At 61.7% G+C, this 22157-nt stretch carries 24 protein-coding genes; 10 read left to right on the top strand and 14 right to left on the bottom strand.

Annotation, left to right across the window (positions count from 1 at the left end):
• Nucleotides 1-24 precede the first annotated feature (24 nt).
• Together HFO71_RS02935 and HFO71_RS02940 are read right to left on the bottom strand one after the other, a co-directional pair.
• On the bottom strand, nucleotides 25-441 hold the full coding sequence (locus HFO71_RS02935; RefSeq protein WP_077978740.1) for a VOC family protein: 417 nt from the start codon (nucleotides 439-441) through the stop codon (nucleotides 25-27).
• Nucleotides 442-499: 58 nt separating this feature from the next.
• Nucleotides 500-835, bottom strand: a complete 336-nt coding sequence (locus tag HFO71_RS02940) for a cupin domain-containing protein (protein ID WP_077978739.1) — start codon at nucleotides 833-835, stop codon at nucleotides 500-502.
• Between the two features lie 141 nt (nucleotides 836-976).
• Here HFO71_RS02940 and HFO71_RS02945 point away from each other — a divergent pair, with 141 nt between their 5' ends.
• Nucleotides 977-1558: a MarR family winged helix-turn-helix transcriptional regulator gene (locus tag HFO71_RS02945; RefSeq protein ID WP_132610145.1), complete on the top strand. Its 582-nt coding sequence runs from the start codon at nucleotides 977-979 to the stop codon at nucleotides 1556-1558.
• Between the two features lie 130 nt (nucleotides 1559-1688).
• The gene (locus HFO71_RS02950; protein WP_077978737.1) at nucleotides 1689-2177 is read left to right on the top strand and encodes an RrF2 family transcriptional regulator; all 489 of its coding nucleotides are present in this window, start codon (nucleotides 1689-1691) and stop codon (nucleotides 2175-2177) included.
• Nucleotides 2178-2192: 15 nt separating this feature from the next.
• Here HFO71_RS02950 and HFO71_RS02955 read toward each other — a convergent pair whose 3' ends face one another.
• The 4 genes from HFO71_RS02955 to HFO71_RS02970 form a co-directional block, all read right to left on the bottom strand.
• A complete protein-coding gene (locus HFO71_RS02955; RefSeq protein ID WP_077978736.1) occupies nucleotides 2193-3674 on the bottom strand; it encodes a cyclic nucleotide-binding domain-containing protein in 1482 nt (493 codons plus the stop codon).
• A gap of 191 nt (nucleotides 3675-3865) precedes the next feature.
• On the bottom strand, nucleotides 3866-4282 hold the full coding sequence (locus HFO71_RS02960; RefSeq protein WP_132610143.1) for a cupin domain-containing protein: 417 nt from the start codon (nucleotides 4280-4282) through the stop codon (nucleotides 3866-3868).
• Between the two features lie 71 nt (nucleotides 4283-4353).
• Nucleotides 4354-5109 carry an SDR family oxidoreductase gene (locus tag HFO71_RS02965; RefSeq protein ID WP_221987517.1) on the bottom strand — a complete coding sequence of 252 codons (756 nt, stop codon included), beginning with the start codon at nucleotides 5107-5109 and terminating at the stop codon, nucleotides 4354-4356.
• 68 nt (nucleotides 5110-5177) lie between these two features.
• Entirely contained in the window at nucleotides 5178-5657 is a 480-nt protein-coding gene (locus tag HFO71_RS02970; RefSeq protein ID WP_132610141.1) for a carboxymuconolactone decarboxylase family protein, read from the bottom strand.
• Between the two features lie 131 nt (nucleotides 5658-5788).
• Here HFO71_RS02970 and HFO71_RS02975 point away from each other — a divergent pair, with 131 nt between their 5' ends.
• Both HFO71_RS02975 and HFO71_RS02980 read left to right on the top strand, forming a co-directional pair.
• Entirely contained in the window at nucleotides 5789-6712 is a 924-nt protein-coding gene (locus HFO71_RS02975) for a LysR family transcriptional regulator (RefSeq protein WP_151518735.1), read from the top strand.
• A 73-nt stretch (nucleotides 6713-6785) separates the two neighbouring features.
• Nucleotides 6786-7913: an ATP-dependent DNA helicase gene (locus tag HFO71_RS02980; RefSeq protein WP_003560862.1), complete on the top strand. Its 1128-nt coding sequence runs from the start codon at nucleotides 6786-6788 to the stop codon at nucleotides 7911-7913.
• A gap of 83 nt (nucleotides 7914-7996) precedes the next feature.
• On the opposite strand, the gene HFO71_RS02985 is transcribed toward HFO71_RS02980, so the two are convergent.
• Nucleotides 7997-8689 (bottom strand): MerR family transcriptional regulator, encoded by a 693-nt coding sequence (locus HFO71_RS02985; protein ID WP_168258937.1) that lies wholly within the window; start codon nucleotides 8687-8689, stop codon nucleotides 7997-7999.
• A gap of 443 nt (nucleotides 8690-9132) precedes the next feature.
• Here HFO71_RS02985 and HFO71_RS02990 point away from each other — a divergent pair, with 443 nt between their 5' ends.
• Nucleotides 9133-9885 (top strand): pyridoxine 5'-phosphate synthase, encoded by a 753-nt coding sequence (locus HFO71_RS02990; RefSeq protein WP_221987518.1) that lies wholly within the window; start codon nucleotides 9133-9135, stop codon nucleotides 9883-9885.
• 62 nt (nucleotides 9886-9947) lie between these two features.
• On the opposite strand, the gene HFO71_RS02995 is transcribed toward HFO71_RS02990, so the two are convergent.
• Nucleotides 9948-10835 (bottom strand): SDR family oxidoreductase, encoded by an 888-nt coding sequence (locus HFO71_RS02995; RefSeq protein ID WP_077978729.1) that lies wholly within the window; start codon nucleotides 10833-10835, stop codon nucleotides 9948-9950.
• Between the two features lie 123 nt (nucleotides 10836-10958).
• Between HFO71_RS02995 and HFO71_RS03000 the strand changes: the two genes are divergently transcribed.
• A complete protein-coding gene (locus tag HFO71_RS03000) occupies nucleotides 10959-11375 on the top strand; it encodes a winged helix-turn-helix transcriptional regulator (protein ID WP_077978728.1) in 417 nt (138 codons plus the stop codon).
• 21 nt (nucleotides 11376-11396) lie between these two features.
• Here the strand turns inward: HFO71_RS03000 and HFO71_RS03005 are convergent, their stop codons facing one another.
• The 5 genes from HFO71_RS03005 to HFO71_RS03025 all read right to left on the bottom strand — a co-directional run bounded on the left by HFO71_RS03005 (nucleotide 11397) and on the right by HFO71_RS03025 (nucleotide 15630).
• Nucleotides 11397-11627 carry a DUF6429 family protein gene (locus tag HFO71_RS03005; protein WP_025395233.1) on the bottom strand — a complete coding sequence of 77 codons (231 nt, stop codon included), beginning with the start codon at nucleotides 11625-11627 and terminating at the stop codon, nucleotides 11397-11399.
• Between the two features lie 132 nt (nucleotides 11628-11759).
• On the bottom strand, nucleotides 11760-12968 hold the full coding sequence (locus HFO71_RS03010; RefSeq protein WP_077978726.1) for an MFS transporter: 1209 nt from the start codon (nucleotides 12966-12968) through the stop codon (nucleotides 11760-11762).
• Nucleotides 12969-13078: 110 nt separating this feature from the next.
• Nucleotides 13079-13702 carry a TetR/AcrR family transcriptional regulator gene (locus HFO71_RS03015; protein WP_077978725.1) on the bottom strand — a complete coding sequence of 208 codons (624 nt, stop codon included), beginning with the start codon at nucleotides 13700-13702 and terminating at the stop codon, nucleotides 13079-13081.
• Between the two features lie 60 nt (nucleotides 13703-13762).
• Entirely contained in the window at nucleotides 13763-14680 is a 918-nt protein-coding gene (locus tag HFO71_RS03020) for a bifunctional helix-turn-helix transcriptional regulator/GNAT family N-acetyltransferase (RefSeq protein WP_077978724.1), read from the bottom strand.
• Between the two features lie 230 nt (nucleotides 14681-14910).
• The gene (locus HFO71_RS03025; RefSeq protein ID WP_077978723.1) at nucleotides 14911-15630 is read right to left on the bottom strand and encodes an aspartate/glutamate racemase family protein; all 720 of its coding nucleotides are present in this window, start codon (nucleotides 15628-15630) and stop codon (nucleotides 14911-14913) included.
• Nucleotides 15631-15788: 158 nt separating this feature from the next.
• On the opposite strand from HFO71_RS03025, the gene HFO71_RS03030 reads away from it, so the two are divergent.
• The 3 genes from HFO71_RS03030 to HFO71_RS03040 all read left to right on the top strand — a co-directional run bounded on the left by HFO71_RS03030 (nucleotide 15789) and on the right by HFO71_RS03040 (nucleotide 19793).
• Nucleotides 15789-16253 (top strand): Lrp/AsnC family transcriptional regulator, encoded by a 465-nt coding sequence (locus HFO71_RS03030; RefSeq protein ID WP_003541227.1) that lies wholly within the window; start codon nucleotides 15789-15791, stop codon nucleotides 16251-16253.
• Nucleotides 16254-16362: 109 nt separating this feature from the next.
• Nucleotides 16363-17628, top strand: coding sequence for an NAD(P)/FAD-dependent oxidoreductase (locus tag HFO71_RS03035; RefSeq protein WP_168258938.1), 1266 nt, complete (start codon nucleotides 16363-16365; stop codon nucleotides 17626-17628).
• A 209-nt stretch (nucleotides 17629-17837) separates the two neighbouring features.
• Nucleotides 17838-19793 carry an elongation factor G gene (locus HFO71_RS03040; RefSeq protein WP_168258939.1) on the top strand — a complete coding sequence of 652 codons (1956 nt, stop codon included), beginning with the start codon at nucleotides 17838-17840 and terminating at the stop codon, nucleotides 19791-19793.
• A 176-nt stretch (nucleotides 19794-19969) separates the two neighbouring features.
• On the opposite strand, the gene HFO71_RS03045 is transcribed toward HFO71_RS03040, so the two are convergent.
• Nucleotides 19970-21016, bottom strand: coding sequence for an NAD(P)-dependent alcohol dehydrogenase (locus HFO71_RS03045; protein ID WP_168258940.1), 1047 nt, complete (start codon nucleotides 21014-21016; stop codon nucleotides 19970-19972).
• 203 nt (nucleotides 21017-21219) lie between these two features.
• Here HFO71_RS03045 and HFO71_RS03050 point away from each other — a divergent pair, with 203 nt between their 5' ends.
• Complete coding sequence (locus tag HFO71_RS03050; RefSeq protein WP_221987519.1) at nucleotides 21220-22128, top strand: AraC family transcriptional regulator; 909 nt, start codon at nucleotides 21220-21222, stop codon at nucleotides 22126-22128.
• Nucleotides 22129-22157 lie beyond the last annotated feature (29 nt).

The raw sequence follows: 22157 nt of genomic DNA on the forward strand, positions 1-22157 counted from the left end.
CATGTCGCGTCGAGCGGCTTGCCACTATTCTCCTGACGCGGAGGCTGCCGCCATGTCGACCCACACCGCTTCGAATACATGGCCATCGGGATCTTCGAAGGCACGGTTGTAGAGCCAACCCATGTCCGTCGGCGCGCGTGGATCGGCTTTGCCCCCGGCGGCTGCGGCTGCCTCGACGATAGCGTCCACCTCTTCGCGGCTGTCCATCGTCAGCGCGATCAGCACTTCGCTCGCCTTTTGCGCTTCGGCGACAGGCTTTGGCGTGAAGGTCGCGAAAAAATCGCGCGTCAGCAGATGGAAGAAAATGGCGTCGGTCCAAACCATGTTCGACGCCTGGTGATCGCTGAACTGTTCGTTCTTGCTGCAGCCGATGGCTTCATAGAAGCGGGTCGCAGCAGCAAGGTCTTTCACCGGCAGGTTCACGAAAATCATCTTCGACATTGCAGTTCTCTCCTCTTCCTTTGTCTCCAGGCTTTGTCTTCCAGGCGAGGGCTTTGCCTCACACAAATTCCTGCACGATGGTGTCGCTGGCATGAATGCAGACGATTTCGAGCCTTCCGGTGCCGACATTCTCAAAGCGGTGTGGAATGTTGGCGGCCACGACGACGATATCGCCGGGAAAGCCGCGGGTCTTGGCGTCGCCTACGGTGAATTCGGCTTCGCCTTTCCTGACTGCCCATGTCTCGGAATAGGGGTGGACATGCAGAGCGGGCCCTTGGCCGGGCTCGTTGTCGACCAGGAAAAGCGATATCTCGCCGCCATGGTCGCGGCCCTCGAAGCGGACAGTGCGGCTCTGATCGGGTCGCACTTCCTGGTGGCGAAGAATCCTGTACATCACGTGCCTCCCCTTGGTGCCGTCTAGAACGCAAAACTATCTTCGCGAGAAGATATATTTGCAAACTATCTTCCTGTCAAGATATCTTCCGAGACTCGGTTGGAAGGTGTATGTCTCTCTTGTGGTGATGTGAGGCAGAGAATGATGAATGGAACGAAAGGGGACGGTGGCCGCCCCGGGGACGAGGACTGCCCCAGGGAGGACCATGTCGACCGGCTGCGCCGGCAATGGGCGCTGGAACTGCCCGACCTCGACACCGAGCCGATGGCGATCCTGGGGCGGGCCTTTCGTCTATCCAACCTGGTGCGCCCCAGCATCGAAGCGACATTTGCCGATTTTGGCCTCGACCGCGGCGAATTCGATGTGATCGCAACGCTTCGCCGTTCCGGACCGCCTTACCTGATGACGCCGACGGAGATGTATTCGGCGCTGATGATCTCGTCCGGAGGCCTGACCCACAGGCTTGACCGGCTGGAGAAGGCGGGACTGATCCGCCGCGAGAAATCGCCGCGTGACGGGCGCAGCGTGCTGGTGGCTTTGACCGAGGCGGGTGCGGCACTCGCCGAACAGGCCTTCCGTACCGACATGGCGAGCGAATCCTCATTTCTGCAGGCTCTTGATGGAAAGGAGCGTGAGGCGCTTGCGGCGCTGCTGCGCAAGCTGATCGCAGGAATTGAAAGTGAGCAGGCGCGAAGTGGGGCAGAGGGCGAGAACGCCGGCTGAATGGTGATCGACGCCGTCACCGTTCAGGCAGCAACACGCTGCTTTTGCAGGTCATTTACATCACTGCTGCTTTCGGATATGATATATCCTTAATTCCATTGGCGGAACCAGCTATCACACGAGTTGCTGAATGATCCTGAAAAGCCAGGTCGAGTGGGCGCTGCACTGCTGCGCCATTCTCGCGGGCCTGCCAGAGGGCAGGTATCTTTCCACCAAGGCGCTCGCCGAGCTTCATGGTCTGCCGAAGGAATATCTCTCCAAAGCACTGCAGAGCCTTTCGCAGGCATCGCTGGTCGAGACCACGCTCGGTCCGAGTGGCGGCTACAGGCTTGCCAAGACCCCCTCGGATATCAACTTTCTCGAGATCGTCGAGGCGGTCGAGGGGAAGGCGCGCAGCTTCACCTGTACGAACATCCGGGAGAACAATCCCTGCCGGCCGGCCGGTTATTGCGACAGCAAGCCCTGCGCGGTTGCCCGCATCATGTGGGAAGCCGACGAGGCCTGGCGCGATACGCTGAGGCGCGTCCGGCTTTCCGATCTGGTCGGCACCTTGTCCGAGGAAGTGCCGGCCGACATTTGGCGAAGCACGTTCGAATGGGTGCTCAAGCGCGCCGGCTGAGCGGCGTGCCGGTCTCTATGCCTTGAAGATGGTCCTGATGGTCTTCAGGATGGCATGGGCGCTGCGGGCATGTTCCGGGGGCAAGGAGGCGCCATTGCGGAAACGCTCGGCGCGGCTGGCGAGGTGGTCGGCGATTTCTTCCGCCAGCGCCGGGCGTTCGCTTAGCAGCGGCGCGAAGGCCTCCTGGTCGATTTCATAGGCGGTCACGGGGGTCAGAGCCTCCAGGGTGCACACTTCCTGCATGCCGGCGAGCAGTCCGGTCTCGCCAAAAAAGTCGCCCGGCGCGAGCCGTCCGCGTTCCTCGCCTGCGTTCCTCGCCGCGATGATGCCGGCGCGCACCATCATCAGTGAGGGGAGCATTTCGTCCTCCCGCACGATCACATCGCCCTTGCGGAACTCCCGGACAGTCGCGGTTTCGGCGAGCCTGCGCTTTTCATCGGACGTTAGTGTCGTAAAGACCGGAATGGCCTCGATCAGGGCAAGCGGCGTTACGCTCGGCGGCTTTGCGCTTTCTTCCGTCGGCAGATCGGCGGTCAGCACCGTCGCCGAGGGCGGGATGGCCAGCAGCAGGCCGGCGGATTTGCAATGGCGATAGACGAGATCGAGCACCTCGTTCCGCGCCGGCACCCGCTGGCTCGGGCTCGTCACCCGAAACTGCAGCTCGACCTCAAGTGCGGTGGCATCCAGTCCCTTCAGCGCGACGACCGGCGGCGGTTCGCGCACGATCGAATTACAACTCGCAAGTGCCGTTGCCATGACGTGCCGGACCGATGCCGGCATCCGCGTCGGGGCGATGCGGATGGTGAGGATCAGGAGATGGCTCTCGTCAGGCCGGCTGACATTCGTCAGGCCGAGCTTTGCCAGAAAACTGTTCGGCAGTACGACGACATTGTTGGCGCTGGTCAGGATGTGTGTCGCGCGCCAATTGCTTTCGACGACGCGTCCCTCGGTGCCGTCGCTGAGAAGGATCCAGTCGCCGATGATGTATGGCCGGCCGAGTGTCAGGGCGATGCCGGAGAAGAGGTCCGCGAGTGTGTTCTGCAGCGCCAGGCCGAGAATGATGGCGACCACGCCCGAGGTCGCGACGAGGGTTCCGATCGGTACGCCGAAGACGAAGGCCAGAACCGACAGGGCCATGCCGATATAGACGACGCCGATGACCAGATCCTGTAGCAGGCGAGCCTCTCGCGGACTGCCCTCCAGCACCAGATAGAGCCTGATGAAACCGATGACGGCCCATGCCAGATGGATCCACCAGAGCGTTTTTGCGACGATGACGAGCAGGGCCCGCGGATCCTCGGACTCATATCCTTGAAACCGGTGGGGTTCGATGCCGCTGCCGACGAGGATCAGCGTCATCACTGCAAAGAAGAGGATCTGCACCACCAGCCGCGTCGTCGGCCGATGACGGGAGAGCAGATGCCAGACGACGATACCGGCAAATCCTACTGTTATCAGGGATATCAGAGGTTTGCCGAAGAGGGCGTCGTCAATCATCTCTCTGTCTCCGGGGTGCAGGCCGCACATGATTCAGCATCTCGGCCGCCTGCGCAAGCATCAGGCCTGCGCAGGCGGTATTGTATCGGCCCGAAAATCGGAACCGACTTTCGGAAAGCACGATGCGTAGATGCAAAGTGTTGCAGCGTCCTTTGCGCGTCTGAAAGACGCGCGGCGCTGTAATGCGATCGTCACTTCTTGAGCGGATAGGTCAGCTCTTTCTGGTTGGTGTCGACGACGAAGACGGCGAGCAGGCGGGCGGGCTTAGTCTCGCTGCCGTTGGCGCTGACGCCATGACGGTCGCCCGGCATTTCGGAGAAGCTCTCTCCGGCCTGATAGACCTTGACCGGGCCGTCATTGACCTGGCTGCGGATCGACCCTTCGAGCACGGTGGCGTAGATGAAGGCGGTGTCGGGATGAGTGTGGCCTTCGGAGAAGCCGCCCGGGCCGTATTCGACCAGCACGCCCTTGATGCTCTTACCCGGCACGTTCGGAAGCTCGTGCTCATAGACGAGTGTCACCTTCGCAGACTCGCTGCTGTCATGGGCGCTGACGCCGGTGGCAGCCGGAAAGGCGAGGGTGGCGGCGAGGAAAAATGTTCTGATCATCGGAATCTCCGTGGTTGCTGGGTGGTCGGGGGAAGACGCGCCCGAGCGGTCGCGTCTTGAGGGCACGTCAATCATGTCGGCTGGGTGGAGTTTGCGAACCACTGCTCGAAGGTGATCGAACCAAGCCGCGGATTGTCGTCGGAAACGAGCGACTGGTCGTTCAGTCTGGCGCCGAAATATCTCGCCTCGACGTCAGCCTCGGTGGTGCGCGGGTCTTTCATGGCCTTCAGATAGCGGGCGACGAGCTCGCTGAGGCGCACCCGTTCCGGACCAGCGATCTCGAGCGTCGCGTTGGCCGGAGCAGAGAGGGCCACGTCCGCCATGGCGTCCGCCACGTCGTCGGAAGCAATCGGCTGCACATAGGCCGGAGACAGGTGGACCGTCTGGCCGACCGTTCCCGATTGGGCGATGCCGCCGAGGAATTCCATGAACTGCGTCGAATGGACGATGGTGTAGGGAATTCCCGATGCCTTGATCAGTTTTTCCTGGGCAAGCTTGCCGCGGAAATAGCCGCTTTCCTGCAGACGTTCAGTGCCGACGACGGAGAGGGCGATATGGTGCTTGACGCCGGCAGCTTTTTCGGCGGCGAGAAGATTGCGGCCCGAGGTCTCGAAAAATTCGAGCACGGCCTTATCCTCGAAGGACGGCGAGTTAGCGAGGTCGAGCACGACTTCGGCGCCCGAGAGCGCCTCTGCCAGTCCTTCTCCCGTGATCGTGTTGACGCCGGAGTTCGGCGAGGCGGCGATCACGTCATGGCCGCGTTTGCGCAGGCGTTCGACAGTCTTTGAACCGATGAGGCCGGTTCCGCCGATGACAACGATTTTCATAATGGATCTCCGTTCGCTGTCGTGGTGCGGCAGCGTCAAAGGTGAATCTTCTCAATGAATTGCGCGGTTTAGTTCAGGCCAGCCTTATCGAGGCCGTAGGCCTTGTCGGCCGTGCCGGGCACGGTCTTGAAGCCGACATTGACGCGGTTCCAGGCGTTGATCGCCATGACGACGAAAGTCAGATCCGAGATTTCCTTCTCGGAAAGCTGGCCGCGCACCCGTTCGTAAATCTCGTCGGGAACGCCGCCTTCGGAAAGCTCGGTCAGTGCTTCGGTCCAGGCAAGGGCTGCGCGCTCGCGGGGGATGAACAGGTTCGATTCCCGCCAGATGGCGACGTGGTAGAGCCGCAGTTCCGTCTCGCCGTAGATCTTGGCCTGCTTCACATGCATGTCGAGGCAAAAGCCGCATCCATTGATCTGTGAGGCGCGGATCTCGACGAGGGCCTGCAGCTTCTCGTCGATCACGCTGCTCTTCAGCGCCATGCTGAATTCCATGAATTTCTTGAAAAGCTCGGGGGACTGTTGGGCGTAGTTCAGTCGCTGAGTCATGTGTCTCTCCTTTAATTAAGGATATTGAATATCCTTATGGATAGAAGATATCCTTAATTGCTGGACTGTAAAGCCATTCTCGTTTAGTCTGGCTGCATAAAGCCTATGCGCAAAAGTATGAGGGTACGGGGATGGATATCGTTTCGGCATTGCGGACCTTTCAGCGCGTCGTGGAGACGGGTTCGTTTTCGGCGGCGGCGCACGATCTCGACGTGACGCAGCCCGCCGTCTCGCGACAGGTCGCAGCCCTCGAGGGCCATTTCAACACCCGCCTCCTGCATCGCACGACGAGTGGCCTGTCGCTGACGGCAGAGGGGGAGCGGATGCTGCCGATGGCGCTGCGGATTCTCGAAGCGGTTGAGGAGCTTGGCGATGCGGCCGGATCGGACGGAACCATGGCCTCGGGAAAGGTCAGGCTCAGCGTTCCAGCACCACTCGGCCTCTATCTCAGCGAGCGGCTCGGCGATCTTCTTGCCGCCCATCCGAAGCTCTCGGTCGAACTCATCTTCAGGGAGCAGGGCTCTGATATGATCGAGGAGCGCCTGGATCTCGAAGTGCGCTTGGGCCAGGTCGCCGACAGCAGCCTCGTCTGCCGGCGGATCGGCTGGACGACGGCCTTCCTCGTCGCCTCGCCCGCCTATCTCGCGCGCAGGGCTGCCCCCCGCACACCGAAGGAGATCAAGGACCATGAATGCCTGTGTTACAACAGGGCGGGCGAGGCCAATACTTGGTCCTTCTCGAACGGTTCGGAAGACATATCGGTCCGGATCTCGCCGCGACTGACCGCCTGCAATGCGGTCGCCATCCACCGGGCAGCCCTTGCTGGAGCGGGTCTTGCGGTGCTTTCGCATATCATCGCGATGCCCGATATCGCCGCCGGCCGGCTGGTCCCCGTGATGAGGGATTTCCAGCCGAGCCGGCTGCCGGTTACCGTCGTCTATCCCTCGCGGCGCAACATGCCGTTGCGCGTCAAGACGGTTCTCGATTTTCTCACCGACGCTATGGGGCAGGACCCGTCGATGTGTGCCAGTGGCGCGGACCGGCAGTGGAACTGATGATTGTCCGGCCGGGCGATTTGCCGTTTTCCGCCTTGCCTAAAGCCCGCGAATCCTGCCAAGTCCTGCGATCATGCAATTTGCGCCGCAACAAGACGAAGCCCTGAAGGCTGTTTCGAAATGGCTGAAGGAAGGGCGCTCGCCGCTCTTTCGCCTGTTCGGCTATGCCGGAACGGGGAAGACGACGCTTGCCAAGCATTTCGCCGAGAATGTCGATGGCGACGTGCTGTTTGCCGCCTTTACCGGCAAGGCGGCGCAGGTGCTGCGCTCGCGCGGCGCCTCCAACGCCCGGACGATCCATTCGCTGATCTACCGGCCGCGCGGCGAGGAGGCGGTGGAAGACGAGGAAACAGGCAAGACCTCGATCGCGCCGATGTTTTCGATCAACCGGCAAAGCCCGGTCGCCAAGGCGGCGCTGATCATCGTCGACGAATGCTCGATGGTGGACGAGGCGCTCGGCAAGGATCTGATGAGCTTCGGCACGCCGATCCTGGTGCTCGGCGATCCCGGCCAGCTGCCGCCGGTGACCGGTGGCGGCTACTTCACCAATCAGGATCCGGACTACCTGCTCACCGATATCCACCGGCAGGCGCGCGACAATCCGATCATCAAGCTCGCCATGCAGGTGCGCGAAGGCAATGAGGTGATGTACGGCGATTACGGCACGGCCAAGGTGATCTCGAAGAACGAGGTGACGCAGCAGCTGGTGCTCGATGCCGACCAGGTGCTCGTCGGCACCAACCGTACGCGGCGGCGCTACAATCAGCGCCTGCGTGAGCTGAAAGGCTTCAATGCCGATTATCCGCAGACCGGCGACAAGCTCGTCTGCCTCAGGAACGATCCGGCCAAGGGCCTGCTCAACGGTTCGCTCTGGCAGGTAATGACCTCATCTAAGGAAACGACGAAGCCGGGCATCAATCTGCTCGTTCGCCCCGAAGACGACGACATGGACCGCGGGGCTGCCAAGATCAAACTGCTGAAGCAGGCCTTCGAGGATGTCGAGGGCGAGATTCCCTGGAACACCCGCAAACGCTACGACGAGTTCGACTTTGGCTATGCGCTGACGGTGCATAAGGCGCAGGGTTCGCAATGGAACGATGTCGTGCTCTTCGACGAGAGCTGGGCGTTTCGCGATACCCGGGAACGCTGGCTCTATACCGCGATCACGCGCGCGGCGGAGACGCTGACGATCGTCCGCTAATCCCAGTCGCACTCGCGAGCAGCTCGCTTCTGCTGATCGGACAAAAGAAAGAGGAGACGGTGGCGGCCGTCAGGGGGCGTGATTCAGGCCTGCACGATTCCGAGCAGAACTGCCTTGGCGATGGCCTGGAAACGGTTGTTGGCGCGGAATTTCAGGATAATTCCGGCCTCCAGGTCACGGGTCTCGTCATGTTTCAGGTCGAGCGCCCGGGCGATTCGCTGGGTCGAATAACCCTCGGCCATCAGTTCCAGGCAACGCCGCTCCTGTGCGGTCAGGCTTGCACTGTCCTGATTGTCGTTTAGCGGCGGCGACTCGACGCTGCCGTCGAAATCCAGGAGATCGCCGACCTGCTGGAGCTGTCGGTGCAGCGTCGACATCTCGGCCGTCAGTTCGCGCTTGCGCACCTGCAGGGCCTCGCGGAACATCGCCTCGGCCGTTTCCTGCGAATCGGCGTTGCGGAGTTCGTCCATCAGTTCCTGGATGACGGCGATCGGCATGCCGGTTTCGCGGCAGACTGTAATGACGGCCATGCGCATCACGTCGTCCTGGCCGTAGACCCGCATCAGGCCGATGCGGTTGGCTGAAATCAACCCTTTCTCTTCATAGAAATGCAGTGTCCTGTGCGTGACGCCGAATGCGTTTGCCATGTCGGCAATAGGCACCGGACCAACCGGTAGATCCGGCGGTAGCGCGGCCGAAGGCAGGAACCGGTATTTCGACCGGGCCTCCGAAGCGATACCGGCGGTGGCAAACAGGCGTTTGGAACCGTCTGGCATGAACCCTCCTGGGGCATGTTGTTGCACCTCATGCGGTTTTGCCAGTTGCTTCCCATGCGCGGCGAGTGGGGTTTCCTCTAGGCGTTCTTCTCATTGGGAAAGAAGCAGTACGCGGCGTACACTACGCGATACGATCTCCACGTTATGCGTGAACGATCTTTTTTATAAGTGCTAAAAATAATCTCTTTTAAATGGGATAGCAACGTGACGGCATGATTTCGGGTGTGCTGCAGCAAGTCATCTGTTGCACCGCCGCATCGGTCGGTCGTCTTCAACGGCGACGGGAAATACTGTTTGCGGTGCGCACCCGGTCAATGCCGAGCCGAAATACCGGGGTTTCATCAGCGATCCGCATCGCATCCATCTGCGAATCTCGTTGGCCATCGCATGGCCCTTGGCTTAAAAGCAGGGCCTCCCGTTTCCGTGACCGATGGATATCAGCCATGCCCGCCAAGCTCTCCGTGAACCTCAATGCCATCGCCATGCTGCGCAACCGGCGCGACCTGCCCTGGCCGAGCGTCGAAGCGCTCGGGCGGATCGCGCTTGCCTCCGGCGCCAGCGGCCTGACGGTGCATCCGCGCCCCGATCAGCGGCACATTCGTTTCTCCGACCTGCCGGTCATCCGCAATCTGATCGACGATGAATTCCCGAAGGCCGAGTTCAATATCGAGGGTTATCCCACAGAGGAATTTTTCGAAGTCTGCGCCGGGGCAGCACCCGAGCAGGTGACGCTGGTGCCTGACGATCCCGCGCAGGCGACCTCCGATCACGGCTGGGATTTCCGCAAGCACCAGGCGTTCCTGACCGAAGCCGTCGCGCGGCTGAAGACGATGGGATGCCGGGTGTCGCTGTTTGCCGACGGCGATGGGGATGCAGAAGCGGTTGAGATCGCCAAGGCGGTCGGCGCCGATCGAATCGAACTCTATACCGGCCCCTATGGCGGCTGCTTCGAAGCGCCGGAGCGGGCGGCCCCGATCCTCGAAGCGCTCGGACGGACGGCGGATGCGGCCCTTGCGATCGGGCTCGCCGTTAATGCCGGCCACGATCTGACGGTCGAAAACCTGCCGGATCTGGTGAAGCGCATTCCCCAGCTTGCCGAGGTCTCGATCGGCCACGGCCTGACCGCCGATGCACTGGAATACGGCATGGCGGAAACGGTCCGGCGTTTTTGCAGGGCGTGTGGGCAGGCGGTTTGATCATTGAAGAAAGCCCGCCTCGTGATGTGCGAGGCGAGCTTTCCAGACGACCTTATGCTGCGTTAGGCGGTCAGGGCAGCCTTGTGCTCCACGAAGAAATCCTTCAACGGCTGCGGCTGTTTGCCGGTCAGCTTGGAGAAGTCTTCGGTGACGATGTCGAACTTGCCGGCGCGGGTGTTGGCGTCGGCAGAAACCAGCATGTCGGCGACGAAACCGGGAAGACCGGCGCCGCGCATGCCCTGGCCGAGCTGTTCGTCGGTGACGTCGATCACTTCGAGCGGCTTGCCGGCGACGTCGGAAACGATGGCGGCAATCTGCCGGCTGTTCAGCGACTGGGTGCCGGTTACGGTATAGGTGGCGCTCTCGGATGTGCCGGAGGCAAGGGCTGCGGCGATCGCCAGGGCGCAGTCGTCACGCGAGATGGTCGAGATCTTGCCGCCGCCCGTGGCGCTGTACCATTTGCCGCCCTGCAGATTGTGCGGCATGCCGTGCAGATAGTTGTCGTGATACCAGGCGTCGCGGATGATCGTATGGGCGATGCCGCTTGCCTTGATGGCGTTTTCGCTGCCGAGATGATCGGGCGCGAAGGTGACGACCGAATTATCAGGCGCCGGCATCGAGGTGTAGGCGATGTGCTTTACGCCTGATTTGACTGCCGCCGCAACGGCGCCCTGGTGCTGGGCGAGGCGCTTGCCGGGAGTATCCAGTGCGTCAGTGCTGATGATCAGCAACCGGTCGACGCCGGCGAAAGCCTTTTCCAGGCCAGCCGCGTCATCGAAATCGGCCTTGCGGGTGACCACACCCTTCTTTTCGAGTTCGGAGAGCTTTTCGGGGCTGCGCGTTGCCGCGACAATGTTGCCGGGGGCGACCTTGTAGGTCTCGATGAGGTGATGGATGACTCGCTGGCCGAGCTGCCCGGCAGCGCCGGTGACCAGGATGGTTTCGCTCATAAGTCGTTTCCTTCTATGTTTCAGCGGTGGTCTCAAAAAGAGAGTAACACTAGAATAGGAATTGACTTGGCGGTGTAAAGGAGGCAGTTTTTCGGCTGTACGTTACCAAAAGGGAACCAGCAGATGAGCGGTGCAGTCCTCAGTTTGAAGAACAGGATGCCGGGGACGCGGCGCGAGATCGATCTTGCCGGCCTCGATTTCGGCAATTGCCCGGTCAGGGACATGATGCAGCAGATCGGCGGCAAATGGTCGACGCTGCTCCTCGATGTGCTGGCGGATCGGCCCTATCGGTTCGGCGAGCTGCGGCGGATGATCCCCGATATTTCGCAGCGCATGCTGACGCAGACGCTGCGCGACCTGCAGAGGGACGGTTATATCCACCGCGAGGTGTTCCCAACCAAGCCGCCGAGTGTGGAATATTCGATGACCGAACTCGGCCGCTCGCTCTATCAGACGCTGGCGCAACTGTTGAACTGGGCGGAAGCGAACCATGATGCGGTTCGCGCCGCCCGTTCGCAATTCGATTCCGCCAACGGCTAGTGCCACTGATAAATCGGACTATCAGGTCGATCGCATAAACAGAGCGCGGAACAATTCCTCCGATCGTCGCAAACCTTCGTCACTCAGAACCACAGACTTGGCCTTGCCCGCGGGATTTGCAATCAGATCTTTCTGATGCAAACGGTCCATCACGCCCCAGTCAAAACCCTTCCAGGCACGGTCTCCGTCATGCAGGGTCAGCCATAACAATGCGAGAACGGCATCGTCGATTTTCTCTTCGTCTATCTCCATGCCGGAATCCCATGCAAAAAGGCGAAAATTCTGCAGATCTCAAACGGATGAATACGCTGCCTCCTGGAGGTGGGCATCCAAAAGTTGGCTCTGTCAAGGTTTAGGTGTTCGATCCTGGATTCTAATGGCGCCTTACTTGCCGCGTCCTTCCGTCAGGAACAGCAGGAAAGCCAGCGCCGGGAAGCAGAAGCCGATCCAGGCCGTCATCGTCCAGCCGCCGGTCGCATAGGCCCAGCCGCCGAGTGCTGAGCCCAGTGCGCCGCCGGCAAAGAAGGTCGCCATGAACAGGCCGTTGAGCCGGCTGCGGTGTTCCGGGTTGAGCGCATAGATGGCGCGCTGGCCGCAGACGAGATTGGTTGTCACGCCGAAATCGAGAAGGATCGCCGCTGCCGTCAAGAGCAGCAAAGCGCCAAGCGAGCCGTCGCCGGCGAAATGGCCAATCAGGAAGGCAGCCATGCCGAGCAGCATGGCAAGCGTCGAGGCGATCTTCGTCATACCGCGATCGGCAAGCCGGCCGGCAATCGGCGAGGCGATCGCGCCGGCAGCACCTGCGAGGGCGAAGAGGGCGATGCCGTTCTGTGTCAGGCCGAAGGCGGGACTTGCGAGCAGCAGCGGCGTCGTCGTCCAGAACAGGCTGAAGGCGCCGAACATGCCGGCCTGATAGAGCGCCCGGCGCTGCAACACCCGCGACGTCAGCGCCAGATGGCCCATGGAGGCGAGCAATTCGCCGTAGCGTAGCCTGGTCGTCGGCCGGCGAACCGGCAGGTTGGCGCGGAGCACGACGGCGAGCACGAGCATGAGCGCTGCAGTGACGTAGTAGACCACATGCCAGGAAGAGGCCTCGGCGACGAAGCTTGCGAAGGGGCGGGCGAGCATAATGCCGCAGAGCAGGCCGCTCATGACGTTGCCGACGACCTGGCCGCGCGTTGCATCAGGCGCCATGTTGGCGGCAAAGGGAACCAGGACCTGAACTGCGACCGATGAAAGACCGATAGAGAGCGAGGCGACGAGGAAGGTTGTGGGCGTCGAAGACAGCGCCGCGCCGATGAGCGCAACGGCAGAGACGGCGATCAGCATCAATACCAGACGGCGGTTTTCAGTGAGGTCGCCGAGCGGCACGATCAGCAGCAGACCGAGACCATAGCCGATCTGCGTCAGCGTGACGATCAGGCCAGTGGCGGCAGGCGTGAAGCCGAGATCGGCGCTGATCGGACCGGCGAGCGGCTGGCCGTAATAGAGATTGGCGGCCACCAGCCCGCAGGCGGCGGCGAAAAGGAAGGTGAGCCAGGGGGATAACTCTCGGGGAATGGCCTCATCCGGCGTGGTGGCTGAAACGCTCATCAGAAACTCCGGTATTCAAAGATTGTAGGGATTGAATGCAAAAATGCTGGCTGCGGCCACCCGATCCTTGACCGAATGCCGGTATTTCTCTCGTCCACGGTGCGGACTGTTCAGGTCACGAGCTTCATCGCGGCCTCGGCCGCAGACATCATCTCTTCCCTGCTGCGTCCTGTTTTGCCGATGACGCGCAGGCCCTTGGTAAAGCAGAGGAAGGCGAGGGCGGCGGCATCCGGGTCCACCGTCTTCGGAATGCTGCCGTCTGCCTGGCCGATGCGGATGAGATCGGCCATCAGCTTTTCGTCTGCGGCAAAGGCAGTCACGACGTGGGCAGCCGCTTCCTCGTCTAGCAGGGCGAAGTCGTTGGCGCCGCCAACGACGAGACAGCCTTTACGGCCGGCCTCGCCATAGGAGAGCTCGGTATAATACATCACCATCTGGAAGACTTTGTCGCGGCCTGTTTCCGCCGACGCAATCATCGCTTCGAGACGCCACCGGCCGAGTTGGCGATAACGACCAAAAGCGGCGAGGAAGACGCCGCGCTTGTCCTTGAACGCCTTGTAGATACTGCCAGAGGCGAGGTCCATTGCCTCGGTCAGATCGCTGATCGAGGTGGCGTGGTAGCCGCGTTCGGAAAAGACCCGTAAGGCCGAATCCAATGCGGCGTCCATATCGAACTCGCGCGGACGGCCACGGCTGCGGGTCTTTGCTTCTGATGTGAGAGTGGCAACGGTCATGGCGCCTAATTAGGGAATGAACGTTTCCAAATCAAGTGAAATTTCTGCGACGCAGCAAATTCAAAGGTCGAGCACCCAGGTCTGCCCGTTGGCCTCAGGGCCGAACATGCGATGTCTCTCCTCGGAGACAAGGCGGAAGCCCGCCTTGACGTAGATGGCGCGGGCGGTCTCCAGCATGTCGTTGGTCCAGAGCGAGAGTTCGCGGTAGCCTTTCTGCCTGGAGAAGCGGATGCATTCGTCGACCAGCAGTTTGCCGAGCCCGAGGCCGCGGGCTGATTTGTCGACATAGAGCAGGCGGAGCTTGGCGATGCCGTCGCCGCTATTGGTGACGAGGACGGAGCCGATATTGACGCCGCCGCGTTCGGCGATCCAGCAATATTCCTTGGCCGGATCGAAATTGGCGAGGAATTTTCCGGCGACGTCGGCCACCAGCGCCTCGAAGCGCAGGTCCCAGCCATATTCCTCGGCATAGAAACGGCCCTGGCTCTGAACGATCCAGCCGATATCGCCGGCGCGGTGGGCGCGGATGATGGCCGGTGCGGGCTTTGCCGCCGGGTCGAGCAGCGTGCGGATCGTGTGCATGGCGGAGACCGCGGCCTCCGGCTCGCCGCTGGCGAGATTGTCGAAACGGGCGGCGATCTGCGCATTGGCGCGCCGGCCGAGTTCTTTAAACTGCTCTCGTCCCCGGTCGGTGACAATGATGACCTGGCTGCGCAGGTCGGCCGGATCGGGGCTGGTCTCGATCAACCCCTCGGCGCGGAAACGCTTGAGGATGCGGCTGAGATAAGCGGCGTCGAGATGCAAGTCGCGGACAAGTGCGGCGGCGCTGACGCCGTCATGCGAGCCGACCTCGAAGAGGATGCGGGCATCCGTCAGCGTGAAGGGCGTGTCGAGATAGGCCTTGTTCAGCAGGCCGAGGAAGTTCGTATAGAAGCGGTTGAAATCGCGAGCGGTTTCGATGAGGGCAATATCGGACATGGCAAAAATCTCCAGATGGAGATCGTTGCCAGTTTGTTGACAAACCTCGCTCTTTGCTCGGCGTCATCCTCGGCCTTGTGCCGAGGATCTGCTGCACCGGTTGCAGATGCTCGGTACAAGCCCGAGCATGACGAAAGAGGAGTTGGCCGACTTTGTCAGCAGTCCGACAAGATCTCCAGTTGGAGATCTTGTCCTGTATTTAGTGGACTGAGTCAACTAACATGGCAATATCAAGCTGCTTCCTCTTCTGCCGCTTCGTCTGCGCCGAGCGCAAAATCGACCGCCGCCCTCGCATGGATCGCGGTGGTGTCAAAGCCCGGCAGCGGCAAATGGTCGGGATCGAGGATCATGCAGATCTCGGTGCAGCCGAGGATGATGCTGTCGGCGCCGTTGTCGATGGCGCGTGCAATCACTGCCATGAGCTTGTCGCGAGAGCTGTCGAGCACCTTGCCGGCGCAGAGTTCGTTGAAGATGATGTCGTGCACGGTCGTGCGGTCGCTAGCATCTGGCACCATGATATCAACATCAAGGCTCTTCATGCGGTCGCTATAGAAGCCGTGCTCCATCGTATAGCGGGTAGCAAGCAGCAGCGGGCGCTTGCGGCCGGCCGCATGCAGCGATCTCGCGGTCTCGTCGATGATGTGGATCAGCGGTACGGAGATCTTCTCTGCGACCTTGTCGGCGATCAGATGCATGGTGTTGGTGCAGATGAGGATGCAGCCGGCGCCGGCGATCTGCAGGCGCAGCGCCACGTCGGCGAGGCGACGGGCGGCCATATCCCAGTCGCCCGCCTTCTGAAGCGCGACGATCTCCTCGAAATTGACAGAATGCAGGATGAGTTCGGCCGAGGCGAGGCCACCCTTGCGGTCACGCACCATCTCGTTGACGACACGGTAATAGACCGCCGAACTTTCGAAACTCATGCCGCCGATAAGGCCGATCGTTTCCATCTCTTCATGCTCTCCATGCTTCTGAACTTTCGAAAATGATGCCGCAATCCCGGCGCGATGTGTTTGCTTTGTTTGTCTGTCGCGTCATATATGTGACAGGATTTTGCGTCATTTTATGAAATCCTGCAAAAAAGACGCGAGAGGTATATGTTCGACACATGCTTGATGATCGCGACAGACGCATTCTGGACATGCTGCAAAAGGATGCGGGCATATCCGTGACCGATCTTGCCGAGCGCGTGGCACTTTCGATATCGGCCTGCTCGCGGCGCATCCAACGGCTGGAGGAGAGCGGCCATATCGCCCGGCGCATCGTCGTGCTCGACCGGGAAAAGATGGGCGTGCCGACGACGGTCTTCGCGCTGGTCAAGACGGCGCACCATTCCGACGAATGGACGGAGACCTTCCGCCGGATCATCAGCGACATTCCCGAGATCGTCGAAGCGCACCGGCTGACTGGCAATCACGACTACATCCTGAAGATCGTGCTGCCGCGCGTCGAGCACTACGATGTGATCTACAAGCAGATCGTGCGCAAGATCGAGCTCTTCGACGTCTCGGCCTCAATCTCAATGGAGCTTCTGAAGGGCGGCACGGCGATCCCCGTGGGGTATGCCGATTGAGCCGGCTCCACCGGCCGGGATGCAGGGGAGCTATGCCGAAACGGCAGTTGCAACCAGCGCGGCGAAGGCCACATTGGCTTTGAGCGAAATGGCGCAAAAGGGGTAGGTCATGAGCGATCATCATGTCGTCGTCGTTGGCGGCGGTTTCGGCGGGCTGCAGCTCGTCAACGGCTTGAAGGGGGTGGGTGTGAAGATCACCCTCGTCGACCGGCGCAACCATCATCTCTTCCAGCCGCTGCTCTATCAGGTGGCGACCACTATTCTCTCCACCTCGGAGATCGCCTGGCCGATCCGCCGCCTTTATGCCGACCGGCCTGACGTGACGGTGCTTCTCGCCGAGGTCACGGGCGTCGACAGTGGCGCGAAGACTGTTTCCTTACGCAACGGCATGACTCTTGGTTACGATACGCTGGTGCTGGCGACCGGGGCGACACATGCCTATTTCGGCCACGACGAGTGGGAGCCGGTGGCGCCCGGCTTGAAGACCCTTGAGGATGCGACGACGATCCGCCGGCGCGTGCTGCTTGCCTTCGAGAAGGCGGAGATGGAGGCCGATCCGGCCGTGCGCGATGCGCTTTTGACCTTCACCATCGTCGGGGCCGGACCAACCGGCGTCGAGCTGGCCGGCATCATTGCCGAGCTTGCGCATTTCACGCTGCCCAAGGAATTCCGCAACATCGACACGCGCAAGACCCGCGTCGTTCTGGTCGAAGCCGGCCCGCGGGTGCTGCCGACCTTCGCCGAGGAGCTTTCGGCCTATGCTCAGAAGGCGCTGGAGAAACTCGGGGTCGAGATCCATCTCGGCAAGCCGGTGACCGAATGCAACGCCGACGGCGTGAAGATCGGCGAGACCTTCGTTGCCAGCCGGACGATCGTCTGGGCCGCCGGGGTCACCGCGTCGCCGGCAGCGCAATGGCTCGGCGTGCCGGCCGACCGGGCAGGGCGCGTCATCGTCGAAAAGGATCTGAGCGCGCCCGGCCTGCCCGACGTTTTCGTCGTCGGCGATACCGCCTCCGTCATGCGCGAGGATGGCAGGCCGGTGCCGGGCATTGCGCCTGCCGCCAAGCAGCAGGGCGGGTACGTCGCCAAGGTCATTCGCGCGCGCCTGTCGGGCAGGCCGGCGCCGGCGCCCTTCCGCTATTGGCATCAGGGCAGCCTGGCGACGATCGGCAAGAGTGCGGCGATCATCGATTTCGGCCGGATCAAGCTGAAAGGCTGGCTCGCCTGGTGGATCTGGGGCCTTGCCCATATCTACTTCCTGATCGGCACCCGCTCGCGCTTCTCCGTCGCCTGGAGTTGGCTGTGGATCTATCTGAGCGGCCAGCACAGCGCCCGGCTGATCACCCAGCGGGAGACGATGCGGGAGGAGGAGTAACTCTTCTCCCGTCCTCCAGAGGCCAAGCCTTGAAGCAGCGATGTAGCCAAGCTTGACATATCTTCGGATCCGCCCTTAGGTTTGCGCCGTGTCTTCCGGATACCACCGGGGGTTACGCATCCAGCCGTAGCTACAGCGAGTAGAGGTTCCAATGCGCAGACTCACTTCTCACGAAAATCACATCCGAATTTCTGAGAAATTGGTGGTTCATGCGCGCTTTAAATCTGGGCATCCTCGCCCATGTGGATGCAGGCAAGACTAGCCTTACCGAAAGACTGCTTTTTGACGCCGGCGTCATCGACAAGCTCGGCAGCGTCGATACCGGCAACACACAGACGGACACTCTCGAGCTCGAACGGCAACGCGGCATCACGATCAGGGCCGCGGTGGTGTCGTATGCGATCGGCGATAAGGTCGTCAATCTGATCGATACGCCCGGCCACCCCGATTTCATCGCCGAGGTCGAGCGGGTGCTTGGATTGCTCGACGCGGCCGTCGTCGTCGTTTCGGCGGTCGAAGGCGTGCAGGCGCAGACGCGCGTGCTGGTTCGGGCGCTCCGGCGGCTTGGCGTTCCCTTCGTCTTCTTCGTCAACAAGGTCGACCGCCTCGGCGCCCGTTATCGGGAGGTGCTGGAGGCACTTGCCGCGCAGCTCTCGGTCCGGCCGATCGCCATGTCCGCGGTTATCGATGCCGGCAGCAAACTTGCCCGGGTGGAGGCGCTCGCTCCGGGACGCGAGCCGCTTTTTTCGGCGCTCTGCGAGGCGCTCGGCGAAAACGACGAAGCACTGCTCGAGGATTATGTGCTCGCTCCCGAGCGCCTGACGGAGGAAAGGCTTGGCCGCTCTCTAGCCGGTCAGGTGGCGCGCGGCCTCGTGCATCCCGTCTTTGCAGGCGCCGCGATGACCGGTGTCGGCATAGCCGCGCTGGCAACGGCCATTGCGACGATCTTGCCGGAGCGGCGCCCCGATCCAGATGGTCCGGTTGCCGGCAAGATATTCAAGATCGAGCGCGGCTGGGGCGGGGAAAAGCTGTGCTATCTCTCGCTGACCTCAGGCACGGTGCGGCTCCGGCAATATCTGGATCTGCCGAAAGGCCCGGAAAGAGTAACCGCGATCCAGCTCTTCGAGCAAGGCCGCAGCCATGGCGTCGACAGCGTCCGCGCCGGGCAGATCGCGCGTGTCGGCGGCCTAACCGGTGCCCGGATCGGCGATGCGGTGGGCGGCGATCCGCTCTCCGACGGACGGGCTTACTTCGCGCCGCCGACGCTGGAAACCCGAGTTCTTGCCCGGCGGCCTTCCGAGAAGGCGGCGCTGTGGCTTGCGCTGAACCAGATGGCCGAACAGGATCCGCTGATCAATCTGCGCCGGAACGAGGAAACGGACGAGGTCTTCGTATCGCTCTATGGCGAGGTGCAGAAGGAGGTTATCAAGTCGACCCTGCTGACGGATTTCGGCCTCGACGCCAGCTTCGAGGAAAGTACGGTCATTCTGGTCGAGAGGCCTGTAGGAACTGGGACCGGCTTGCAGATCCTCTTCAAGGAACCCAATCCCTTCCTGGCGACGGTAGGCCTGCGGGTCGAGCCGCGGCCTGCCGGCGCGGGCAACAGCTTCGCGCTGGAAGTGGATGTCGGCCAGATGCCGGCAGCTTTTTACCGGGCGGTCGAGGAAACCGTGTTCGAGACGCTGAAGCAGGGTGTTTTCGGCTGGCAAGTCATCGATTGCCACGTGGCAATGACGGCGGCCCGGCATAGTTCGCCCGCTAGCACCGCCGCAGATTTCCGGCAGTTGACTCCATGGGTGCTGGCAACTGCGCTATCGACGGCGCAGACTATCCTCTGCGAGCCGGTCGACCGTTTCCATCTCGAAGCGCCGGCGGAGAGCTTGAGCGGCGTGCTCACCCTGCTCGCGAAATCGGCGGCGATGACGACGGATTCCGTGATTGCCGATAGGGTCGCCCGACTCGAAGGCACTCTGGCGTCTCAGATGGTCCAGAGCGTCCATCAGCAATTGCCGTGTCTAACGAGCGGGGTGGGGACGATGGAAACCGGCTTCGATCACTACGCCCCGATGGCCGGGCCGCCGCGCCTGCGCCGGCGTTCGGGGCCTGATCCGTTCAATCCAGTCGAATATTTGCTGCGGCTGCAGTCCACGAGATCCTCATGCTGAGGTGCGCAGGCCAGAGGCCCGAACATCGAGCACGAGCGGGGCGCTCCGATGCGGCGGGCAGAAGCGGCGTTGACCGGCGATGCTTCGAGGCGACCCTTTGGATCGCACCTCAGCATAAGGACGGATGGAGGATGCCTTTATCAAAAAGGCGGCTCTCGCGAGCCGCCTCTCATTCCTCAGGCCGCCAGCGAGGCGATGTCGATGACGAAGCGGTAGCGGACGTCGCTTTTCAGGACGCGTTCATAGGCTTCGTTGACCTGCTGGATGTTGATCTTCTCGATCTCGGAGACGATGTTGTGCTCGCCGCAGAAGTCGAGCATTTCCTGGGTTTCCTTGATCGAGCCGATCATCGAGCCGGAAATGCTCTTGCGGCCGGGGATGACCGAGAAGGCATGCACGGGGATCGGTTTTTCCGGCGCGCCGACCACCACGAAGGAACCATCCACCTTCAGGAGCCCGAGATAGGCATTCCAGTCGATCTCGGCGCTGACGGTGCAGATGATCAAGTCGAACGTGCCGGCGAGCTTCGTGAAGGTTTCCGGGTCGTTGGTAGCGTAATATTCCTTGGCGCCGAGCTTCAACCCATCTTCCTTCTTGGAAAGGCTCTGGGAGAGAACGGTGATATCGGCGCCCATGGCGGCGCCGAGCTTGACGCCCATATGGCCGAGACCGCCCATGCCGACGATCGCGACCTTCTTGCCGGGGCCGGCATTCCAGTGGCGCAGCGGCGAGTAGAGCGTGATGCCGGCGCAGAGCAGCGGCGCGGAGGCATCGAGCGGCAGATTGTCCGGAATGGACATGACATAGCCCTCCCGAACGACGATCGAGTCGGAATAACCGCCCTGGGTCCGTGTCTTGCGGTCAGCTTCGAAGTCATTGTAGGTGCCGGCGAGCCCCGGCATATACTGTTCCCGATCGAGGTCGCGCTCGGCGCAGCCGATGCAGGAATCGACGAAGCAGCCGACGCCGACGCGGTCGCCGACCTTAAACTTGGTCACGGCGGAGCCGACGGCCGAGACGATGCCGGCAATCTCATGGCCCGGCACGATCGGATAGACGGCGTTCTTCCATTCGTTGCGGACAGTGTGGATGTCCGAATGGCAGATGCCAGCAAACTTGATGTCGATGACGACGTCATCGGGGTTCGGGTTGCGGCGTTCGAAGGTGAAAGGGGTCAGCGGCTTGGAAGCGTCGGTCGCGGCGTAGCCTCTTGCAATAGGCATGGGAACCTTCCTTTTCGATTGTGGAGGGGTTGAACGGGATGGTGGACTATTGCCCGGAACTGCGTGAGACGGTTAGAGCGATCCTCTCAGCTTTTTGCACGATCCTGCAAAAGTGAGACGCCTGCCTGTTTGCGAAATGGCGAAGACACTCTAGATAGGGGCGGTATAGCCGGCGTCAGACAGTTGACAGAAAGAGTTGCCCCATGACTTTGCCTTTCAGCCCCTATCGGGAGATCGTCGACATCGCGATGCGCTTCGCGCCTGGTGACGGCGAGTTCTCGACTGATATCGGCAATCTTCATGTCAGCCGCCGGTCCAGGCCCAGCGATCCGCTGCACAGCAGCTATCGGCCCTGTTTCGCCTTTGTACTGCAGGGGGCCAAGAGCCTGCGCCTCGGCACGGAACTTATCAGCTACGGGACCGGCGACTATCTGCTGACCTCGCTCGACCTGCCGGTCGCCTGGCGCGTCACGGAGGCAAGCCCCGAGGTTCCGCATCTCTGCCTGGGGCTGGCAATCGATTCCGAAAAGCTGCTGGAATTAGTTAGCCGCATCGATATTCCGCGTCCGGCCGCCCATACCGACGGGCAGCGCGGGATGGCGGTCAATGTCGCTCCGCCAGAGCTCCTGGATGCTGCCGTCCGGCTGCTGCGTTTGCTCGATCGTCCGGGCGACATTCCCGCCATGGCGCCGCTGATCGAGCAGGAAATCCTCTATCGCGTGCTGACCGGGCCGGATGGCGCGCGGCTGATCAACATTGCCACATCAGATAGCCACAGCAACAGGATTGCGCGCGCCGTTGCATGGCTGAAGGAGAATTTCGCGCGGCCGCTGCGCATCGAAGACCTTGCCGACCGCGTCAGCATGAGCGTGTCGTCGTTCCATCACCACTTCAAGTCGGTCACGGCGATGACGCCGGTGCAGTATCAGAAGCAGCTTCGCCTGCACGAGGCGCGTCGTCTGATGCTCGTGGAGCGACTCGACGCGGGCACTGCCGGTCACCGCGTCGGCTATCAGAGCCCGTCGCAGTTCAGCCGCGAATACAGCCGCCTCTACGGCGCTTCACCGGCCCGCGATGTCGATGGCGCCCGCGATGTCATGGCGGCGGAATAGAGTACCGCGCCCAGCAAGAACGTGCCAAA

The sequence above is a fragment of the Rhizobium laguerreae genome, from assembly GCF_019778565.1.
Lineage (GTDB): Bacteria > Pseudomonadota > Alphaproteobacteria > Rhizobiales > Rhizobiaceae > Rhizobium > Rhizobium laguerreae.

What these genes read in the sequence shown, in the direction of transcription:
- HFO71_RS03050 (WP_221987519.1), top strand. Translation starts at nt 21,220, where the DNA reads ATGACTTTGCCTTTCAGCCCCTATCGGGAGATCGTCGACATCGCGATG.
- HFO71_RS02975 (WP_151518735.1), top strand. Translation starts at nt 5,789, where the DNA reads ATGGATATCGTTTCGGCATTGCGGACCTTTCAGCGCGTCGTGGAGACG.
- HFO71_RS02965 (WP_221987517.1), bottom strand. Translation starts at nt 5,109, where the DNA reads ATGAAAATCGTTGTCATCGGCGGAACCGGCCTCATCGGTTCAAAGACT.
- HFO71_RS03040 (WP_168258939.1), top strand. Translation starts at nt 17,838, where the DNA reads ATGCGCGCTTTAAATCTGGGCATCCTCGCCCATGTGGATGCAGGCAAG.
- HFO71_RS02970 (WP_132610141.1), bottom strand. Translation starts at nt 5,657, where the DNA reads ATGACTCAGCGACTGAACTACGCCCAACAGTCCCCCGAGCTTTTCAAG.
- HFO71_RS02935 (WP_077978740.1), bottom strand. Translation starts at nt 441, where the DNA reads ATGTCGAAGATGATTTTCGTGAACCTGCCGGTGAAAGACCTTGCTGCT.
- HFO71_RS03005 (WP_025395233.1), bottom strand. Translation starts at nt 11,627, where the DNA reads ATGGAGATAGACGAAGAGAAAATCGACGATGCCGTTCTCGCATTGTTA.
- HFO71_RS02985 (WP_168258937.1), bottom strand. Translation starts at nt 8,689, where the DNA reads ATGCCAGACGGTTCCAAACGCCTGTTTGCCACCGCCGGTATCGCTTCG.
- HFO71_RS03030 (WP_003541227.1), top strand. Translation starts at nt 15,789, where the DNA reads ATGCTTGATGATCGCGACAGACGCATTCTGGACATGCTGCAAAAGGAT.
- HFO71_RS03000 (WP_077978728.1), top strand. Translation starts at nt 10,959, where the DNA reads ATGAGCGGTGCAGTCCTCAGTTTGAAGAACAGGATGCCGGGGACGCGG.
- HFO71_RS02950 (WP_077978737.1), top strand. Translation starts at nt 1,689, where the DNA reads ATGATCCTGAAAAGCCAGGTCGAGTGGGCGCTGCACTGCTGCGCCATT.
- HFO71_RS03010 (WP_077978726.1), bottom strand. Translation starts at nt 12,968, where the DNA reads ATGAGCGTTTCAGCCACCACGCCGGATGAGGCCATTCCCCGAGAGTTA.
- HFO71_RS02980 (WP_003560862.1), top strand. Translation starts at nt 6,786, where the DNA reads ATGCAATTTGCGCCGCAACAAGACGAAGCCCTGAAGGCTGTTTCGAAA.
- HFO71_RS03020 (WP_077978724.1), bottom strand. Translation starts at nt 14,680, where the DNA reads ATGTCCGATATTGCCCTCATCGAAACCGCTCGCGATTTCAACCGCTTC.
- HFO71_RS02940 (WP_077978739.1), bottom strand. Translation starts at nt 835, where the DNA reads ATGTACAGGATTCTTCGCCACCAGGAAGTGCGACCCGATCAGAGCCGC.
- HFO71_RS03025 (WP_077978723.1), bottom strand. Translation starts at nt 15,630, where the DNA reads ATGGAAACGATCGGCCTTATCGGCGGCATGAGTTTCGAAAGTTCGGCG.
- HFO71_RS02990 (WP_221987518.1), top strand. Translation starts at nt 9,133, where the DNA reads ATGCCCGCCAAGCTCTCCGTGAACCTCAATGCCATCGCCATGCTGCGC.
- HFO71_RS03035 (WP_168258938.1), top strand. Translation starts at nt 16,363, where the DNA reads ATGAGCGATCATCATGTCGTCGTCGTTGGCGGCGGTTTCGGCGGGCTG.
- HFO71_RS02960 (WP_132610143.1), bottom strand. Translation starts at nt 4,282, where the DNA reads ATGATCAGAACATTTTTCCTCGCCGCCACCCTCGCCTTTCCGGCTGCC.
- HFO71_RS02995 (WP_077978729.1), bottom strand. Translation starts at nt 10,835, where the DNA reads ATGAGCGAAACCATCCTGGTCACCGGCGCTGCCGGGCAGCTCGGCCAG.
- HFO71_RS03045 (WP_168258940.1), bottom strand. Translation starts at nt 21,016, where the DNA reads ATGCCTATTGCAAGAGGCTACGCCGCGACCGACGCTTCCAAGCCGCTG.
- HFO71_RS02945 (WP_132610145.1), top strand. Translation starts at nt 977, where the DNA reads ATGATGAATGGAACGAAAGGGGACGGTGGCCGCCCCGGGGACGAGGAC.
- HFO71_RS03015 (WP_077978725.1), bottom strand. Translation starts at nt 13,702, where the DNA reads ATGACCGTTGCCACTCTCACATCAGAAGCAAAGACCCGCAGCCGTGGC.
- HFO71_RS02955 (WP_077978736.1), bottom strand. Translation starts at nt 3,674, where the DNA reads ATGATTGACGACGCCCTCTTCGGCAAACCTCTGATATCCCTGATAACA.